Annotated in this window: 16 protein-coding genes; 10 read left to right on the plus strand and 6 right to left on the minus strand. The window is 71.4% G+C overall.

Annotation, left to right across the window (positions count from 1 at the left end; genetic code table 11):
* Position 1 precedes the first annotated feature (1 nt).
* Positions 2-469: a DoxX family protein gene (locus AB0A74_RS23605; RefSeq protein ID WP_358252532.1), complete on the plus strand. Its 468-nt coding sequence runs from the start codon at positions 2-4 to the stop codon at positions 467-469.
* A gap of 46 nt (positions 470-515) precedes the next feature.
* Here the strand turns inward: AB0A74_RS23605 and AB0A74_RS23610 are convergent, their stop codons facing one another.
* Positions 516-1,301: a DUF3152 domain-containing protein gene (locus AB0A74_RS23610; RefSeq protein WP_358252534.1), complete on the minus strand. Its 786-nt coding sequence runs from the start codon at positions 1,299-1,301 to the stop codon at positions 516-518.
* A gap of 80 nt (positions 1,302-1,381) precedes the next feature.
* Here AB0A74_RS23610 and AB0A74_RS23615 point away from each other — a divergent pair, with 80 nt between their 5' ends.
* Both AB0A74_RS23615 and AB0A74_RS23620 read left to right on the plus strand, forming a co-directional pair.
* On the plus strand, positions 1,382-2,068 hold the full coding sequence (locus AB0A74_RS23615; protein WP_358252575.1) for a response regulator transcription factor: 687 nt from the start codon (positions 1,382-1,384) through the stop codon (positions 2,066-2,068).
* Positions 2,068-3,813 (plus strand): ATP-binding protein, encoded by a 1,746-nt coding sequence (locus tag AB0A74_RS23620; protein ID WP_358252577.1) that lies wholly within the window; start codon positions 2,068-2,070, stop codon positions 3,811-3,813. Before AB0A74_RS23615 ends, AB0A74_RS23620 begins: the two co-directional genes overlap by 1 nt.
* On the opposite strand, the gene AB0A74_RS23625 is transcribed toward AB0A74_RS23620, so the two are convergent.
* A complete protein-coding gene (locus tag AB0A74_RS23625) occupies positions 3,810-5,810 on the minus strand; it encodes an MDR family MFS transporter (RefSeq protein ID WP_358252536.1) in 2,001 nt (666 codons plus the stop codon). The two genes, AB0A74_RS23620 and AB0A74_RS23625, sit on opposite strands and share 4 nt — an antisense overlap.
* Positions 5,811-6,271: 461 nt before the next feature.
* Between AB0A74_RS23625 and AB0A74_RS23630 the strand changes: the two genes are divergently transcribed.
* Both AB0A74_RS23630 and glmS read left to right on the plus strand, forming a co-directional pair.
* Positions 6,272-6,529 (plus strand): hypothetical protein, encoded by a 258-nt coding sequence (locus tag AB0A74_RS23630; protein WP_358252579.1) that lies wholly within the window; start codon positions 6,272-6,274, stop codon positions 6,527-6,529.
* Positions 6,530-6,541: 12 nt separating this feature from the next.
* On the plus strand, positions 6,542-8,350 hold the full coding sequence (gene glmS / locus AB0A74_RS23635) for a glutamine--fructose-6-phosphate transaminase (isomerizing) (protein ID WP_358252538.1): 1,809 nt from the start codon (positions 6,542-6,544) through the stop codon (positions 8,348-8,350).
* Between the two features lie 120 nt (positions 8,351-8,470).
* Here the strand turns inward: glmS and AB0A74_RS23640 are convergent, their stop codons facing one another.
* From AB0A74_RS23640 to AB0A74_RS23650, 3 genes are all read right to left on the minus strand, one after another.
* Complete coding sequence (locus tag AB0A74_RS23640) at positions 8,471-9,055, minus strand: Imm21 family immunity protein (RefSeq protein WP_358252540.1); 585 nt, start codon at positions 9,053-9,055, stop codon at positions 8,471-8,473.
* A gap of 120 nt (positions 9,056-9,175) precedes the next feature.
* On the minus strand, positions 9,176-10,462 hold the full coding sequence (locus AB0A74_RS23645; RefSeq protein WP_358252542.1) for a HAMP domain-containing sensor histidine kinase: 1,287 nt from the start codon (positions 10,460-10,462) through the stop codon (positions 9,176-9,178).
* The gene (locus AB0A74_RS23650) at positions 10,459-11,148 is read right to left on the minus strand and encodes a response regulator transcription factor (RefSeq protein WP_309113331.1); all 690 of its coding nucleotides are present in this window, start codon (positions 11,146-11,148) and stop codon (positions 10,459-10,461) included. Before AB0A74_RS23650 ends, AB0A74_RS23645 begins: the two co-directional genes overlap by 4 nt.
* A 204-nt stretch (positions 11,149-11,352) precedes the next feature.
* Here AB0A74_RS23650 and ugpC point away from each other — a divergent pair, with 204 nt between their 5' ends.
* Genes ugpC through AB0A74_RS23670 form a run of 4 tightly spaced genes read left to right on the plus strand, consistent with a single transcriptional unit; the run spans position 11,353 to position 16,098 of the window.
* Positions 11,353-12,564 carry a sn-glycerol-3-phosphate ABC transporter ATP-binding protein UgpC gene (ugpC, locus tag AB0A74_RS23655; RefSeq protein WP_358252544.1) on the plus strand — a complete coding sequence of 404 codons (1,212 nt, stop codon included), beginning with the start codon at positions 11,353-11,355 and terminating at the stop codon, positions 12,562-12,564.
* Complete coding sequence (locus AB0A74_RS23660; protein WP_358252546.1) at positions 12,561-13,868, plus strand: ABC transporter substrate-binding protein; 1,308 nt, start codon at positions 12,561-12,563, stop codon at positions 13,866-13,868. The genes ugpC and AB0A74_RS23660 overlap by 4 nt, the downstream gene beginning before the upstream one ends.
* Entirely contained in the window at positions 13,865-15,214 is a 1,350-nt protein-coding gene (locus AB0A74_RS23665) for an ABC transporter permease subunit (RefSeq protein WP_358252548.1), read from the plus strand. Before AB0A74_RS23660 ends, AB0A74_RS23665 begins: the two co-directional genes overlap by 4 nt.
* On the plus strand, positions 15,211-16,098 hold the full coding sequence (locus tag AB0A74_RS23670; protein ID WP_358252550.1) for a carbohydrate ABC transporter permease: 888 nt from the start codon (positions 15,211-15,213) through the stop codon (positions 16,096-16,098). The genes AB0A74_RS23665 and AB0A74_RS23670 overlap by 4 nt, the downstream gene beginning before the upstream one ends.
* Before the next feature lie 176 nt (positions 16,099-16,274).
* On the opposite strand, the gene AB0A74_RS23675 is transcribed toward AB0A74_RS23670, so the two are convergent.
* On the minus strand, positions 16,275-16,766 hold the full coding sequence (locus tag AB0A74_RS23675) for a helix-turn-helix domain-containing protein (RefSeq protein WP_358252552.1): 492 nt from the start codon (positions 16,764-16,766) through the stop codon (positions 16,275-16,277).
* A gap of 400 nt (positions 16,767-17,166) precedes the next feature.
* Between AB0A74_RS23675 and AB0A74_RS23680 the strand changes: the two genes are divergently transcribed.
* Positions 17,167-18,354: an FAD-dependent monooxygenase gene (locus tag AB0A74_RS23680; protein WP_358252553.1), complete on the plus strand. Its 1,188-nt coding sequence runs from the start codon at positions 17,167-17,169 to the stop codon at positions 18,352-18,354.
* The last annotated feature ends 20 nt before the right edge of the window (positions 18,355-18,374 follow it).

The following is an 18,374-nucleotide window of genomic DNA, read 5'->3' on the forward strand; positions in this document are numbered from 1 at the left end:
GATGTCCACGACCAAGGACTTCGAGGTCGAGGAGGTCGGATCGGTCCCACCGCAGCGGTGGGACCGCTTCGAGGCGTTCCTCAGCCAGGTCGCGCCGACCGCGCTGCGGTTGTCGATCGGGCTGCTGTTCGTCTGGTTCGGCCTGCTCAAGGTGGTCGGCCGGTCGCCGGTGGCGGATCTGGTGCACGCCACGCTGCCCTGGGTGTCCCGCGGCTTCCTGCTGCCGGCGCTGGGCGCGGTGGAGGTCGTGCTCGGCATCGCGCTGCTGCTCGGCAAACCGCACCGGACCACCCTCGTGGTGACGGCGGCGCACCTGGTCGGCACCTTCCTGGTGTTCGTCCAGGCGCCGTCGCTGGCGTGGTCGGACGGCAACCCGCTGCTGCTGACGGCGACCGGTGAGTTCGTGCTGAAGAACCTGGTGCTGGTCTGCGCGGTGCTGCTCCTGCTGGGGCTGCGCCGCCGGCGCTAGTCGCGGACGGCCCGCCGGCTGCCCCATGCCGGCGGGCCGTCCGCCCTCAACCCGGGAACGGCCACGGGTTCGGCGCGCACGTCTTCCCGTCGCGCGGCGCGCCGCCACCGGTCAAGTCGGCGATGAAGTCGTTGGACGTGCCGAACGTCTGCTGGAGCATCACCGGCGCGGGCGCGCCCTGGGCGGGGCACGGGCTGTGCCCCAGCCCGAGCGCGTGCCCGACCTCGTGGTTGACCACGTACCGGCGGTAGTCCGCGATGTCACCGTCGTAGACCACCGCCCCGCGCACCCACCGCGCCGCGCTGAGGTGCACGATCCCGCCGATCCGGCACGAGACGTCCACCGGGATCTCGAACCCGCACAGCTTCCGCGCGGTGCTCGGACCGGTCAGCCGCACCCGGATGGCGGGCGCGCCGGTGTCCACCCGCCGGAACGCGACGTCCCCGCGCCCGACCCACCCGCGCGGGTCACCCAGGATCTCCTGCACGACCTGCCCGAACGCGTTGCCGTCCACGTCCAAGCCTTCCTCCACCTCGACGCTGTACGTGCGGGTCGCGCCGGTGCCGATGGCCTCGGTCGTCCCCGGCACGACCCGCCACACGCCCGTGCCCGAGTCGGGCACCGGGGGCCCGTCGGGCAGGTCGGCGGTTGACGCATAACTACGCCGGGACGTCGTGGTGGGCACCGGCGGAAGGGGCGTCACACGCGTCGTCGAGGAGGCGATCGGCACCGGGGGAACCGGTTGCGGTGTGGACAGGTGGGTGCTCGACAAGGCGAGCAGCGCACCCAGGACGGCCGCCAACCCCATCCGCCACGCGCTGCGGGACGACATGCTCCCGACCCTGGCCGGAGGGTGTGAAGAACCTGTTGTCGTCCCGCTGGGTTCCCGTGACGTTGATCCATACTGCGGTCGTGTGCGCCCACATCCTCGTCGCGGAGGACAACCGGAACCAGGCGGAACTCGTCCGCCGCTACCTCGTGCACGACGGCCACACGGTGGTGGTCGTGCACGACGGCCGCGCGGCGATCGACGAGGCCCGGCGCGACCGGCCGGACCTGGTGCTGCTGGACGTGATGATGCCGGTGGTGGACGGCTTGGACGTGCTGCGCGTGCTGCGGGCGGAGTCCGAGGTGCCGGTCGTGCTGGTGACCGCCCGGTCGCTGGAGGACGACGTGCTGCTGGGGTTCGACCTCGGCGCGGACGACTACATCGTGAAACCGTTGCGCCCCAGGCAGATGCTCGCGCGGGTGCGGACGATCCTGCGGCGCGCCGGGCGGTCGGCGGCGAAGGCGCTCACGGTGGGCGAGCTGACCGTGGACGCCGAGCGGCACGAGGTGACATTGGCCGGGGAGCCGGTGGTGTGCACGCCCGCCGAGTTCCGCCTGCTGGCCACGCTCGCCGCCCACCCGTACCGCGTGTTCACCCGGGCGCAACTGCTGCAGGCGTCCTACGGCATCGACGGGTTCATCACGGAGCGGACCGTGGACGTGCACGTCATGAAGCTGCGCCGCAAGGTCGAGCGCGACCCGCGCCGCCCGCGCCGGCTGCTGACGGTGTACGGGATCGGCTACAAGCTCGTCGACCCGGCCGCCGCGTGATGGCGCACAGCCTGTTCGTCCGGTTCTTCGCGCTGTGCACGGCGATCGCGGCGGTGTCGATCGCGGTCACGGCGTGGCTGGCCAGCCAGGCGACGACCGGCAGCATCCGGCAGGAGCAGGGCGAGGCGCTGGCCACCGACGCGACCCTCTACGACGAGCTGCTCGGCTACGCCGCCGGCCACCGCGACTGGTCGGGGGTCGCGGACACGGCCCGCGCGCTGGCCGCCGGGTCCGGCCGGCGGATCGCCCTGACCACCCGGGACGGCGTGCCGCTGGTGGACACCGGCGGCCCGGACGCGCCGCCGCTGCCGGTGCGGCCCAAGGCGATCGTGGACCCGCTCAACGTCGACCAGGTGCTCAAGCCGGACGCGCCCGCGGACGCCGTGGACCCGCGCGCGGTCGGGCCGTACCGCCTGACCCCCGTCGAGGCCGACCGGCTGCGGTCCCTGGCGCAGCTGATCGCCGAGTGCACCGGGTCGCGCGTGGTGGTGGAGCCGGGCGGGCGGCCCGCGCTGGACCCGCCGGTGGAGCCGGGTCTCCGGTTCGCCGAGGACTGCCCCCTGCACAGCGGGAAGGTGTTGACCGCGCCGACCGAGACCGAGCACGCGGCCTCCCGCGAGCTGCGGTCGCTGCTGGTGGACTGCGTGCACCGGGTCCGCCCGGACGCGCGGGTGGACGAGCGGTGGACCGAACCGGCCGTGCTGCGCTGGTGGCTGCGTCCCGCGCCGCCGGGGACCGCGCCCGAGGTGGCCGGTTGCCTGTCCGGCGCGCGCAGGGCCCAGCTGGCGCCCCACGTGGCGCCGCCCGCGCTGCTGTTCCTGACCGCGCCGACCGGCGGCGAGCGGCCGGGCGTGGACCTGTCGTCGGCGGGGGCGACGCGGGTGGCGTTGACCGGGTCCGCGGTGCTCGCGCTGGCCGGGTTCGCGAGCTGGCTGGTGGCGTCGCGGCTGGTCCGGCCGATCCGGGCGGTGACGGCGGCGGCGCGGCGGATGGGCGCGGGCGACCGGTCGGCGCGGGTGGACGGCCCGGCCCGGGGCGAGGTGGGTGAGCTGGCGAGCGCGTTCAACGCGATGTCCGGGCGGCTGGCCGACGCGGAGCGGCAGCGGCAGGCGCTGGTCAGCGACGTGGCGCACGAGCTGCGCACCCCGTTGGCGACGGTCACCGGGTGGCTGGAGGCGGTGCAGGACGGGGTCGCGTCGATGGACCCGCAGCTGCTCGCGGTGCTGCTGTCGGAGTCGCAGGTGCTGCGGACCCTGGTGGACGACCTGCACGACCTGGCGCAGGCCGACGCGGGGGCGTTGCGGCTGCACCCGGAGCCGCTGGACGCCGCCGAGGTGGTCGAGCAGGTGGTCGCCGCGCACCACGCCGACGGGCTGGTGGCCCGCACGTCCGGGCGGCTGGAGCTGACGGCGGACCCGGTGCGGCTGCGCCAGGCCGTGCGGAACCTGGTCACCAACGCCCTGCGCTACACCCCGCCCGGCGGCACGGTCACCGTCACCGGCACCCGGTCCGACGGGCACGTGGTGATCGAGGTCGCCGACACGGGCGTCGGCATCGACCCCGACGACCTGCCGCACGTGTTCGACCGGTTCTGGCGGGCGGACAAGTCGCGCAGCCGGGCGACCGGCGGCAGCGGGCTGGGGTTGGCGATCACCAAGCACCTGGTCGAGGCGCACGGCGGGAGGGTGGAGGTGACCAGCGCCGTGGGCGTGGGCAGCACGTTCCGGCTGCGGCTGCCCGCCTAGACGCCGGCGGGCCGGCGTTCGCTCAACGCGCGACCGGTCGTGATCAGGTCGGTCGCGACGCGGTCCACCGCCTGGGTGAACTCCGGGTCGTCGCACCGCCAGTCCACGAGCTTGTCGTGCAGCCAGTTCCGCCACGCCCCGACCAGACGGGTGAACGTCTCGGTGCCCTCGGGGGTGAGCCGGTACCGGTCGCGGTCCTCGGTGAGCAGGCCCTTGGCCATGAGCTGCCGGGCGGTGGGCTCGAAGATGCCCGCGGGGACCCTGGTGTCGCGGGCCAGCCGGTCCAGGTCCGCGTCGCCGTGGTGGACGCTCTGCCGGAACACCTTCACCAGCAGCCAGGCCTGCGCGTGGCTCAGCGGAACACCGCCGCGCGCCAGCACGTCGGGTGTCGGGTCGCGGTCCTCCTTGCTGACGATCAGCGCGACCAGCTTCTCCAGTTCCTGGTTGGACCCCGTGGACTGCGGCACGGCGAAGCTCTCCCCCACGCCGTTGTTGCCGGACGCGGCGACCCGGGCGGTGTCGCGCAACGGGACTTCGCGCAGGAACAACGCGACCAGGAACGCCACCGCGGCCACCGGCGCGGCGGCCAGGAACACACCTTGGAGGGTGTCGGCGTAGGCGGCCGTGATCGGCGCTTTCACCGCGTCGGGGAGGGTGTGCAGGGCTTGGACGTTGCTCGCGGCCCGCGGGTCCACGCCCGGCGGGATGGCGGCGGCGAGGTGTTCGGGCAGGCGGCTGGCGTAGATCGTGCCGAACACCGCCACACCGAACGAACTGCCCATGGTGCGCAGGAACGTCACCCCGGAGGTAGCCACCCCGAGGTCCTCATAGCTGCTGGTGCTCTGCACAACCACCACAGGCACCGGCATGCACATGCCCACACCCAGCCCCAGCACCAACATGTACGAAGACGCCTGCCAGAACGCCGTGTCAGTGTCCAACAGCGACAACAACAACATCCCGCACACCATCAAGATGCTGCCCACTATGGGAAACAGGCGGTACCGACCGGTCTTGCCGATCACGTTGCCGGTGGTGATCGACGCGATCAGGATGCCGATGACCAGGGGCAGCATCTCCAGCCCGGACTGCGTGGCCGAAGCCCCGTGCACGTACTGCAGGTAGGTCGGCAGGAACGTGACCCCGCCGAGCATCGCGAACCCGACCACGAAACTGAGCACGCTGCACACCGTGAACACGGGGTTGCGGAACAACCGCATGGGCAGCATCGGTTCGGCGGCCCGCCGTTCGACCAGCACGAACAACACCAACGCCACCAGCGACCCGGCGATCATCCACAGGATGGTCGGCGACGCCCACGGGTACTCCACACCACCCCAACTGGTGACGAGCGTCAACCCGGTGGCCGCCAGGGCGATGAGCAGGATCCCCAGGTAGTCGATCCGTGGCTTGCCCGCGGCCCGAGCCCCCGGCAACGCCAGGGCTCCCACGATCAGGACCACGACGCCCAACGGCAGGTTCACGTAGAACGCCCACCGCCAACTCAGGTGGTCCACGAACAGCCCGCCCAACAACGGACCCACCACAGTGGACACGCCGAACAACGCCCCGATGAGCCCTTGGTACTTGCCGCGCTCGGACAGGGGCACGACATCGGCGATGACAGCGGACGACGTCACCAACAACCCGCCCGCGCCCAGCCCTTGGATCGCCCGCGACACGATCAACCAGGTCATCGACTCGGACCAGCCACAAAGGAACGACCCGATCATGAAAAGCGCCACGCTGGCCAGGAACGCGGGCTTGCGCCCGAACAGATCACCGAACTTGCCGATCAGGGCGGTCATGATCGTCTCGGCCAGAAGGTAGGCGGTGACCACCCAGGAAAGGTGCCCCGCACCCCCGAGATCGCTGACGATGGTGGGCAAGGCGGTGGCGACGATCGTCTGGTCCAACGCCGCCAACAACATCCCCAACATGATCACGGCGATGACCGCACTCCGCGCCCGCCGCCCGACCTCCACCCGCTCGACCACGGCGACCTCCCACGGCGACCATAAGCGCCCCACCCCACCCCCGCTCGCCGACGCCGCCCCCACCCCGAGCCACCCGCACTGTCGTACCCCGATGAGACAATCGAACCGGGGGCCGGAGGCCACGCCCACACACAAGCCACCTCCTCAAAGCCACCCACCACACCCGCCGCCGCACCGCCCCCACCCCGCTCACCGCCGCCCCGCCCCACCCGCCGCCGCACGCGCCGCCCCACTCCCGCGCACCGCCGCCCCGCCACACCCACTCCCGCGCACCCGCCCACTCCCGCGCACCCGCCCACTCCCCCGCACCCGCCCACTCACCGCCGCACGCGCCCCGCCGCCCCAGCCGTGCCCCGCCGCCCGCACCACCCACCCGGTCGAGGCCACCCCTGCCCGAAATCGGGCACGCCGTTTGGCCGGGTGGTTGGCTGGTGACCATGCTGGACGCCGTGGACGACGAAGTGCCGGACGACCTCCTGCGGCACGTGGTGCGCACGACCGGGATCCCCCCGTCCCTCGCCCACCGCCTCGTCTCCGACGTCATGGGCTACTTCGTCGAAACCGCCACCGAATACGTGCAACGCCGCCACGCGGAGCTCCAAGCGCAAGGACTCAAGAACGCCACCATCTGGGACCGCCTCCGCCAGGAGCTGGACACCCGCCCCGTGGCCGCCCCCAAGTTCACCGAGCGCCAGCTCCGCCGCATCGTCTACGGCTAGAAGGAGAACCACATGTGCGGAATCGTCGGGTACGTCGGCTCCCGGGACGCGGTGCCCCTCCTCCTGGAGGGCCTGCACCGCCTCGAATACCGGGGCTACGACTCGGCGGGCGTGGCCGTGGCCGGCGCCGGACTCCGGGTCGCCAAGACCGCCGGCCGGGTCGCCGACCTGCGCAGGGTCGTCCCGGCGGACATGGCGGGCACGGTCGGCATCGCCCACACCCGCTGGGCCACCCACGGCGAGCCCAACGACCGCAACGCCCACCCGCACACCTCGGGCGGCATCGCGATCGTCCACAACGGCGTCTTCGAGAACTCCGACCGCCTCCGCGCCCAGCTCGTCGCCCAGGGCGTCACCCTCACCTCGGACACCGACAGCGAGGTCCTGGCCCACCTGGTCGCGCGCAGCGACAAGGCCACCCTCGAAGACGCCGTCCGCGAGGCGTTGAGCCAGGTCGAGGGCACCTACGGCGTGATCGTCATGGACGCGGACCGGCCCGGTGAACTGGTCGCCGCCCGCCGCGGCAGCCCGGTCGTGCTGGGCGTCGGCGAGCACGAGATGCTGGTCGCCTCGGACGTGTCGGCCCTGGTCAGGTTCACCCAGCAGGTCATCTACCTGGACGACGACGAGCTGGCCACGGTCACCGCCGACGGCTACCGCACCAGCACGATGGACGCCCGGTCCACCACCAAGTCGCCCACGTCGATCGACGTCGCGACCACCGAGTACGAGCTGGGCGAGCACCCCGACTTCATGTTCAAGGAGATGTCCGAGCAGCCCGAGGCCGTGGACCGCTGCCTGCGCGGACGCCTGGACCACCGGTTCCAGTCCGCCCGCCTCGGCGGGGTGAACCTCAGCCCGCAGGACTACCAGCGGATCCGCCGCGTCAAGCTGCTCGGCTGCGGCTCGGCGTACTACGCGGGGCAGGTCGGCGCGGGGCTGATCGAGGAGTTGGCGCGCATCCCCGCCGACGCCGAGCCGGCCTCGGAGTTCCGCTACCGCAACCCCGTGGTCGACCCGGACACCCTGTACGTCGCGATCAGCCAGTCCGGTGAAACCCTCGACACGCTCGCCGCGGTGCAGGAGCTCAAGCGCAAGGGCGGCCACGTGATCGGCGTGGTCAACGCGGTCGGCAGCACCATCGCCCGCGAGTGCGGCAGCGGGATCTTCCTGCACGCCGGACCGGAGGTGTCGGTGGCGGCGACCAAGTCGTTCACGACGATGGCCGTGGCGCTGGCGATGCTCGCCCTGGACCTGGGCCGCGTCCGCGACCTGTCCATCACCGAGGGTCGCCGCGTGGTCAACGGGCTGGCCGAACTGCCCGCCACGATCGCCAAGATCCTGGGCGCTGAGCGGGAAATCGCCGACATCGCCCGGAAATACGCGCAGGCGCGGCACATGTTCTTCCTCGGCCGGGTTCGCGGGTGGCCGGTCGCGCGGGAAGGCGCGCAGAAGCTCAAGGAGATCTCCTACCTGCACGCCGAGGCCTACCAGTCGGCCGAGCTCAAGCACGGTCCGCTGGCGCTGATCAACCCGGAGATGCCGTCGGTCGTGGTCGTCCCGGACGACGAGCTGCTGAGCAAGAACATCTCGACGATCGAGGAGATCAAGGCGCGCGGCGGACCGGTCATCGCGGTCACCGACGCCGACCTGCCGCCCGGCCTGGCCACCGACGTGATCCGCATCCCCAAGGCGCACGACGCCCTCGCGCCGATCACGCTGTCCGTGCCGCTCCAGCTGTTCGCCTACCACCTGGCCCGCGCCCTGGACCGCGACATCGACCGGCCCCGCAACCTCGCGAAGAGCGTGACCGTGGAATAGCCGTCAACCCGGCTGGAGCAAGATCACCCGATCAAGCGACGGCCGGGTGTGGCGGATCCACGCTACTCTTGGTGCGTGCCCAGAACAGACGTTGGGCGCGTCCCACGAACCGAGGAGTAGTCAGCCATGTTCCGCCACCCCGCCGCCGCCCTCACCGCCCGCCGGCAGCAGCCGCACCAGTCCCACCCAGGTGTCGCCGCCGGTCCGTTGCGCGGCCTGCACGCGCCACCGCCCGGCCGGCACCGGCACCGCCGCCCGCGCGGGCCGGGAGCCGTCGCCGAGCACCAGGTCCGACTCCGCCCCGGCGAAGGCGCAGTCCATCAACACCGCGGGCCCGTCGAGGTCCCACAGCCCGCACTCGTCCCACTCCACACCGGGGTCGGCGAGTGCGGCGTGGGCGGCGGCCACCAGGTCCTCGGCGGAATCCGCCGCCAGCCACCGCACGAACACACGCCGCTCGGCGAGGTAGCAGGTGTCGGCGGGGTCGTCGCCCAACACCAGCGCGGCCGTCCGCCCGACCGGGATCACCCCGGCCAGGTCCGGCACGGCACAGGCGCGCGCGTAGTCGTCGACGTCCCCTCCTCCCGCGTCATCGCCGCCCCCGCCGACCTCTTCCGCACCGTCCGCGCCATGCCAGTCGTCCAGCGCGGCGACCGGCACGACGATCAACGGCCCACCCAACGACCCGACCCACTCAAGATCCACGCCGCCACCTTGCCAGCCCCAGCCACGCCACAGCCTCCGACGTGCCAGCCAGACCGCGACACGCCACAACCCCCAGCACCCAGGCCGAGCCCCAGCACGCCACAACTCCCCGGTTCCCGGTCAAGCCCGGCCGCGCCACAACCGCCAGGCCCGGGGGCTCGCGGGCGCGTGGTGGCTGTGCGCCTCGCCCAACCGCAGCCGGATGCGCGCCCCGCCGAGCCTTCCCCGCTCGACGTGGATCGTGCCGCCGGTCGCCTCCGCCGCCGCGCGGGCGATGTCCAGCCCCAGTCCGGTAGACCCACCGCCCGAGGCGCCCCGGTGCAGCGCGCGTTCCGGGTCGGCGATGCCCGGACCACCGTCCTCGACCACGAGGGTCACCCACCCGGCGTGCTTCACCACGGCCACGGTCACCGGCGTGCGGGGCGGGGTGTGGTGGAAGACGTTCTCCAGCAACGCGTCCACCACCGCGCCCAGCGCGTCCGCCGACAGCAGCACGGGCGTGGGTTCGAACGGCAGGTCCACCTCGCACGGCCGCCCCTGGTCCTCGGCGTGCGCGGACCAGAAGCCCATGCGGGCCTTGACCACCTCGGCCACGTCGCAACTGCCGGGCTCGGCCGCCGTCGCCACCGGGTGCAGCGACTCGATGATCCGGTCCACGTCGTGTTCCAGCGCGGTCACGGCGCTGCGGATGCGGTCGGCGACCGGGCCCGCGCCGATGGCGTCGGCGTCCAGCCGCAGGGCGGTCAGCGGGGTGCGCAGGCGGTGGGAGACGTCGGCGATCATCTCCCTCTCCTTGGCCAGCAGGCGTTCCGTGCGGTCGGCGGCGGCGTTGATGGCGGTCGCCAGGGCGGTCAGTTCGGGTGGGCCGTCGGCCTTGATCCGCACCTTGCCGTCGCCGTGGGCGATCTCCTCGGCGGTGTCGGCCAGTGTGCGCACGGCCCGCATCACCGGGGCGAGCACCCGCCGCCCCACCACCACCGCGCACACCACCGCCACGGCCGCCAACGCGAGCAACGCGGCCAACCGCGCCACCAACCCCACCGTGACGACGGGAGCGGGCGTCGAGACCTCCACGACCGCCCGCCGACCGTCCACAGTAGACACCGCTGTCAGACCTTCGCCCGCCGAAGACACCGAGCCGCGGCCGGAACCGATCGTGGTGCCGTCGGGCAGGTGCACGGCCAGCCGGCCCTGCGCGCCGGCGTCCGTCCGGGCCAGCGCGCTGCGCACCGCGTCCGGGTCGGTGGTCACCGACAACACGGCGGCGACCGTCGTCACCTCGTGCCGGTCGGCCGCGGCGGCCCGTGACCGGGCCGACTCCACCAGCAGCACGCCCGCGCCCAACACCAGGAGGACACCCACCAGCGTCGCCGACCACCCCAGCGCACGGGTGAGCAGACTCCTCATTCCGGCGCCACCAGCTTGAACCCGACACCGCGCACGGTGTGCAGGTAGCGCGGCTTCGCGGCGGTCTCCCCCAGCTTGCTGCGCAGCCACGACACGTGGACGTCGATGGTCTTGTCGTCGCCCAGGTACGGCTGCCCCCACACCGCTTGGAACAGCTCACGGCGCGGCACGACCCGACCCGGGCGTTCCGCCAGGTAGGAGAGGAGGTCGAATTCCCGGCGGCTCAGGGACAGGGGCTGCTCGGCGCGGAAGGCCTGGCGTTGGGCCAGGTCCACGCGCAGGTCGCCGACGGCCAGCACGTCCCGCTTCTCCGGGCGGGCCCCGGCCGTGGTGCGGCGGAGCAGGGCGTTGATGCGGGCGTTGAGGTGCTCGGCGGAGAACGGCTTGACGATGTAGTCGTCCGCGCCCGCGTTCAGCGAGCCCACGACGGAGCTCTCCGCGCCGCGCGCGGTGGCGATGATGACCGGCACGTCGCTCACCCCGCGCAGCATGCGCAGCGCGGCGACCCCGTCGAGGTCGGGCAGGCCCAGGTCCAGGATCACCAGGTCCGGCTCGCGGGTGCCCGCCTCGCGCAGGGCGGCCACCGCCGTGCCGACGGCGCGCACGTCGTGCCCGAGGTCGGTCAGCGCGTGGACCAGCGCCGCCTGGACCACCGGGTCGTCCTCGACCAGCAGCACCTTGGACATGGAGGGAGGGTAAGGCCTGGGGATGCCCGGTTGCGGGGGCGTTAGCGGGTTGTTGCGACTTATCGCAACCGTGCCTGGCCCTTAACGATCCCTTAGGGAAGCTCCGGCTACTGTCTGCTCCACCGAAATGCAGGGTGCCGCGGATCACACCGCGGTGGGAATTGCAATTGTGCGGTCCCGCGGGACCGCGCACGAGGAGCAGGCGTGGCGGAAGTCGTTCTGAGCGGTCTCGGGAAAGTGTACGTCGACGGCACCCGCGCGGTCGACGACCTCAACCTGGAAATCCGCGACGGGGAATTCCTGGTGCTGGTCGGCCCCTCGGGGTGCGGCAAGACCACGGCGTTGCGGATGATCGCGGGCCTGGAAAGCGTGAGCGAGGGGGCCATCCGGATCGGGGAGAAGGTCGTCAACGAGGTGCCCTCACGGGACCGGGACGTGGCGATGGTCTTCCAGTCCTACGCGCTCTACCCGCACCTGAACGTGTACGACAACATCGCGTTCGGACTCACCCTGCGGAAGCTGCCGAAGAAGGAGATCGACAAGCGGGTCCGCGAGGTGGCCGAGGTGTTGGAATTGCACGAACACCTCGACCGGAAACCGCGCAACCTGTCCGGCGGACAACGCCAGCGGGTCGCGATGGGACGGGCGATCGTGCGCGCGCCGCAAGCGTTCCTGATGGACGAACCGCTGTCCAACCTGGACGCGAAACTGCGCGTGCAGATGCGGGCGCAGATCGCGCGCATCCAGCGCGACCTGGGCGTCACCACGGTCTACGTCACCCACGACCAGACCGAGGCGATGACGCTGGGCGACCGGGTGGCGGTGATGAAGCGGGGCGTCCTGCAACAGGTCGGCCCGCCGCAGGAGCTGTACGACCGGCCGGTGAACCTGTTCGTCGCCGGGTTCATCGGGTCGCCGGGCATGAACCTGGTGACCGCGCGGCTGGACCGCGACGACGACGGGCACTACTGGGTGACCGTCGGCTCGGACGCGTTGCTGCTGCCCGAGTCCGTGCTGCTGGCCCGCCCGGTGCTGGCCCGGTACGCGGGCCGGGACGTGGTCCTCGGCATCCGGCCCGAGGACATGGAGGACGCGGCCCTGGCCGACGCGCAGGAGGGGTCGATCCTGCACTCGGTGGCCGACCTGGTCGAGGCGATGGGCTCGGACGTGCTGGTGCACTTCCCGGTCGACGCCGCGCCCGTGGTCACCGACGACACCCGGGCGCTCGCCGAGGACGACGGCACCGCCGACCTGCCCAAAGCGGGCGGGGTGGTCCTGGTGGGCCGCTTCTCGCCCCGCACGCACATCTACGAGGGCCAGCCGGTGGCCACGTGGGTGGACACGTCCCGACTGCACTTCTTCGACCCGGCCACCGGGTTGTCGCTGTGGACCGACACGTCAGGAGATTCCGAATGAGCCGCTTGAAGGTGACCGCCGCACTGGTCGCGGCGATCGCGACGCTGAGCGCGTGCGGGGACGGCGGTACGACCGCCGGCGGAGGGGACGGCAAGTCCCTGAGCGGGCAGACCGTCGAGGTGGTCGGCACCTGGTCCGGCGACGAGCAGCTCCGGTTCGAGCAGGTGCTCAGCGCGTTCAAGGAGAAGACCGGCGCGGAGGTGCGCTACACCCCGGCCGGTGACGAGCTGCCGACCGTGCTGCAGACCCGCGTGCAGGGCGGGACACCGCCGAACGTGGCGCTGGTCGCCCAGCCGGGCCTGGTGGAGCAGCTGGCCAAGGCCGGGTCGGTCAAGCCGCTGTCGGCGGACGTGGAGAAGCTGGTCACCGAGCACAACGCGGCGGTGTGGAAGAAGCTCGGCACGTTCGAGGGCAAGCTGTACGGCCTCTACTTCAAGGCCGCCAACAAGTCCACGGTCTGGTACAGCGAGAAGGCGTTCGGGCAGGTCGGCGCTGAGCCGCCGAAGACGTGGGAGGACTTCCTCAAGGTCGGTCGCGCGGTGGTGGACACCGGTCAGGCCGCCGTGTCGGTGGGCGGCGCGGACGGCTGGACGCTGACCGACTGGTTCGAGAACGTCTACCTGCGCACCGCGGGCCCGGAGAACTACGACAAGCTGGCCAAGCACGAGATCCCGTGGACCGACCCGTCGGTGCGCAAGGCGCTGGAGGTCCTGGCGCAGCTGTGGGGCGACCCGCGGCTGGTGGACGGCGGCGGCGCGGGCGCGTTGCAGACCGAGTTCCCCAAGTCCGTGATCAACGTGTTCGGCGAGCCGCCGAAGGCCGCGATGGTGTACGAGGCGGACTTCGTGGCGTCGGTGATCACCACCAACACCAAGGCCAAGGTCGGCGAGGACGCGAAGTTCTTTAAGTTCCCGTCCATCGAGGGCAGCAAGGACGCCGTGGTCGCCGGTGGTGACGTGGCCGTGCAGCTCAAGGACGACGAAGCGACCAACGAGCTGATGAAGTTCCTCGCCTCGCCCGACGCGGGCAAGGTGTGGGCGCAGCTGGGCGGGTTCCTGTCGCCGAACAAGGACATCCCCGAGGACAACTACCCCGACGACGTGACCCGCGAGCTGGCCAAGCAGCTGGTCGAGGCGGGCGACAACGTCCGGTTCGACATGTCCGACCTGGCGCCGGCGGCGTTCGGCGGCACGAAGGGCGCGGGCGAGTGGAAGGCGCTGCAGGACTTCCTGGCCAACCCGGCCGACGTCGACGGGACGCTCCAGCGGCTGGAGTCCGAGGCCGCGAAGGCGTACCAGAAGTGACCGTCACCGCACAGCGGTCCCCCGCCGGCTCCCGGGCCGGCGGGGGTCGCCGCAAGCTCGCCGTCGACCCCACCCCCGGGCGTTCGCCGCGCCAGGCGGTGCCGTTCCTGCTGCCCGCGCTGCTCGTGCTGTCCGCGCTGGTGCTGTACCCGTTGGTGTACTCGCTGGTGCGCAGCTTCTTCGACCGGTCCGGCTCGGCGTTCGTGGGCGTGTCGAACTACGTCAACCTGTTCACCGACCCGCGCACGCTGACCGCGTTCAAGAACAACGTGATCTGGGTGGTGGTCGCGCCGGCCGTGGTCACCGGGCTGGGCTTGATCTTCGCCGTGCTGACCGAGCGCATCAAGTGGGCGACCGCGTTCCGGCTGGTGCTGTTCATGCCGATGGCGATCTCGCTGTTCGCCTCCGGCATCATCTTCCGCCTGGTCTACGAGGAGGACCCGAAGCAGGGCGTGGTGAACGCGGTGACGGTCGGCGTGCACGACCTGTTCTCCGACCCGTCGCCCTACCCCGGCGCGCGGCCCCGCGACGGGCAGCCGTTCACCCCGGTGGAAGAGGGGTTCACCAGCACCAAGACGTTCACGCCGGGCACGGCGGTGTCCGTGCCGCTGGTCGGTTTCCAGCCGGGGCAGATCCCCAAGGAGGCCTCACCGGCGTCGCAACCCTCCGCCGACGCGCGCGAGCTGCGCGGCGTGGTGTGGCTGGACGTGTCGGTGGGCGGCAAGGCCGGGCAGCTCGACCAGGGCGAGCGCGGCATGCCGGGGCTGGTGGTGGAGGCGGTGCGCGACGGGCAGGTCGTCGGGCGCACCACGACCGGCAACGACGGCCGGTTCACCTTCCCCGACCTCACCTCCGGCGACTACGCGCTGCGGCTGCCGCCGACCAACTTCGCGCTGCCGTTCCGCGGCTTGACCTGGCTCGGGCCGTCGCTGATCACACCGGTGATCATCTCCTCCTGGATCTGGATCATGACCGGGTTCGCGATCACGTTCATCGCCGCCGGCCTGTCCGCGATCCCGCGCGACGCGCTGGAGGCGGCGCGGGTGGACGGCGCGACGGAGTGGCAGGTGTTCAAGCGGGTGACCGTGCCGCTGCTGTCGCCGGTGCTGCTGGTCGTGTTCGTGACGCTGGTGATCAACGTGTTGAAGATCTTCGAGCTGGTGTTCGTCATCGCGCCCGGCTCCGTGCAGGAGGAGGCGAACGTGCTGGCGCTGCAGATGTGGCAGGTGTCGTTCGGCGCGGGCGGCGACCAGGGCGTGGGCAGCGCGCTGGCCGTGGTGCTGTTCCTGCTGGTGGCCCCGGCGATGCTGTTCAACATCAGGCGATTCAGGCGGGAGCGGTCGTGACCGTGGTCGAGGTGTCGGTGAGCGGGGCGCCGCGGCGGGGTCTCGCGTCGCGGGTGGTGTCGCGGCTGGGCAGCGGCGTGGTGCAGGTGCTGCTGGCCCTGGTGGCGATCTTCTGGCTGGTGCCGGTGTTCGGGCTGCTGGTGGCGTCGCTGCGGCCGGAGTCGGCGAACACCGCGTCGGGCTGGTGGACGATCTTCACCAAGCCGTCGGAGCTGACCCTGGAGAACTACGCCGACCTGGTGGGCAACTCCACGGTGCTGCGGTCGTTCCTGAACACCGTCTACATCGCCGTGCCGTCCACGGTGCTGGTCGTGGTGATCTCGGCGCTGGCCGCCTACGGCCTGGCGTGGATCGAGTTCCCGGGCCGGATCTGGCTGACCACGCTGGTCGTGGGCCTGCTGGTGATGCCGATCCAGGTGGCGCTGATCCCGGTGGCGAAGCTGTTCGGGTCGCTGGGGCTGTTCGGCACGATCGCGGGCGTGGTGCTGTTCCACGTGGCGTTCGGCCTGCCGTTCGCGATCTTCCTGCTGCGCAACTTCTTCGTGGGCATCCCGAAGGACCTGGTGGAGGCGGCGCGGATGGACGGCGCGCGGGAGTGGGTGATCTTCAAGCGGGTGGTGCTGCCGATCGCGAAGCCCGCGATCGCGTCGCTGACGATCTTCCAGTTCCTGTGGGTGTGGAACGACCTGCTGGTGGCGCTGGTGTTCGCCGATCAGGACTCCGCGCCGATCACCGTCGCGCTGCGCGCGCAGCTGCGGCAGTTCGGCACCAACATCGACCTGTTGTCGACCGGCGCCTTCCTGTCGATGATCGTGCCGCTGGCGGTGTTCCTGGCGTTCCAGCGCTACTTCGTCCAGGGCGTGCTGGCCGGTTCGACGAAGTGATGGAGCAGCCCGTCTAACCGGATACCCAGCCGTGCCCGCTCTCTCCGCCCCGACACCCCAGCGCACGAGAGCGGGCACGGCCGCGAGGCGGGCACGGCCGCGAGGCGGGCACCGAAGGGCGTCCTCCTCGGCATTGGCGCCACAGACGGCCACGGCCTGCGGAAGCGACCGCCAGGTCAGAACCCCAACGCGGCACACCCGGCATCCACAGCCGCCTGCTGCAACTCCTCGAAGGGCGCGTCCGGGAACAACATCACGGTATCCGCAACCCCACCCAACGCCACCGCCGCCCGAACCGCGTCCCCGAACGAGGGCTCGCCGCCGACCAGCAGGTGCGCCAACCGGTGCCGCCAGTCGAAAATCTTGCCCACCAGCCCCAGCTCGTGCAGCGCGGTCAGTTCCTGGACGATCAACGCCACGACGTCACGGTGCTTGTGGTGCAGCGCGAAGTACTGCTCCAACAAGGTGCGCGGGTCGGGCCGGTGATGCTCAGCCGCGGCCACGAAGGCGTCGCCGTCGGCGAACAACGGCTCCACGATGCTGCGAACCAGGTCCTCGCGCGAGGCGAAGTGGTAGTAGAGCGCAGGCTTGGTGACCCCGAGCCGGTCGGCGATCTCCTGAAGACTGGTCCGCTGCAACCCCTGCTTCAGGAACAACTCGCGCGCCACAGCCTGCGCACGCTCCCGAGTATCCGACCGCCCCCTGACCATGGCGGCAGCATACCGACTTAACGTTCGGTAAGCCCCAACCCGACCGCCCGGCAAGTCACCCGCCTTAACGCCCGGTAAGTCATCTACCTAACGGCCAGTAAGCCAGCCGACCAAACGATCAGTAAGCCACCCCGCATCCGCCACCCACCACCGCCCCATCCGCCACCTCGCCCGCCTGCGGCGAGCCGCCTCACCTCGCCGCCACTCGCCAGCCCGCCAACCACCGCGCCCGCGACTCCGCCAAGTCCCCACCAGCTCACCCGCCGCGCCACGCACATGCCGGTTGACTTAACGGCCGGTAAGTCTCGACACCGCCCGCCCGCTGGCTTACCATCCGTTAAGTAAGGAGGTAAGTGACATGGGGGTGTTGATTTCCGGCGCGAGCGTTGCCGGGCCGGCGTTGGCGTACTGGCTGGCCCGTCACGGGTTCGAGGTGACGGTGGTCGAGCGGGCGCCGGCGTTGCGGAAGACCGGGGGGCACGCGGTGGATCTTTTTCGGCCCGCGATGGACATCGTCGAGCGGATGGGGCTGCTATCCGACGTTCTCGCGCGCAAGACCGGCACCGACCGGTTGACCGTGCAGACGCCCGGCGCGCGACCCGTGGACATCGACCTGCGCCGCCTGTTCAGCGCGATGTCCGACCGGCACGTCGAGATCATGCGCGACGACTTGAGCGAGGTCTTCTACAACGCCACACGCGACGACGTGGAGTACGTCTTCGGCGACTCGATCACCTCGATCTCCGCCGACGGCGAGGTCACCTTCGAGCACGGCGCACCCCGTCGCTTCGACCTCGTCATCGGCGCGGACGGCCTGCACTCGAACGTCCGCCGCCTGGTCTTCGGCGAGGTCCCGAAGCACTTCATCGGCGGGTACCTGGCGGTGCTTTCCCTGCCTAAAAATTTTAGTAAGCCGAACCATACTTTTCTGCGGGTGGGGGTGGGGCGGATGGCGGGGGTGTATACGGCGGAGCATCTGCCGGATGCTCGGGCCGTCTTCCTGTTTCGGAGTGGGGAGTTGGAGTACCACCACCGGGACGTCTCCCGGCAGCGGCAGTTGCTGCGGGACGCCTTTGCGAGGATGCCTGAGGTGTCCTCCTGGTTGGTCGAGGACGGCAGTTTCTACTTCGACTCCATCACTCAGTTGCGTCTGGACACCTGGTCGCGGGGGCGGGTGACGTTGGTCGGGGATGCCGGGTACTGCCCTGGGCCAGCGGTCGGGGGTAGTACCAGCTTGGCGGTGGTGGGGGCGTATGTGCTTGCCCATGAGTTGGCGGCGCATCGTGATCACGCCGACGGGTTTGCCGCGTATGAGCGGGAGATGGGGGATTACGTTCGGCGTAGTCGGGCGTTCGCGTTGACGGCCGCCAGGAAGCTGCTGCCGGACAGTCGGCTGGATCTCTGGCTGTTGCGGAACGGGGCTCGGGTCGTCGCCCGCCTGCCCCTGTCGGTGGGGCGGGCGGTGGCGAGGCTCGGTCGCAACGGGGTTCGGTTGCACGACGAGGTTCGGGTCAAGGCTTATCCCCGCCCGGCTGAGCGGGCCTAAAAGACAGGGCCCAGCAGAGC

It is taken from the genome of Saccharothrix sp. NPDC042600 (genome assembly GCF_040647305.1).
GTDB lineage: Bacteria > Actinomycetota > Actinomycetes > Mycobacteriales > Pseudonocardiaceae > Actinosynnema > Actinosynnema mutabilis.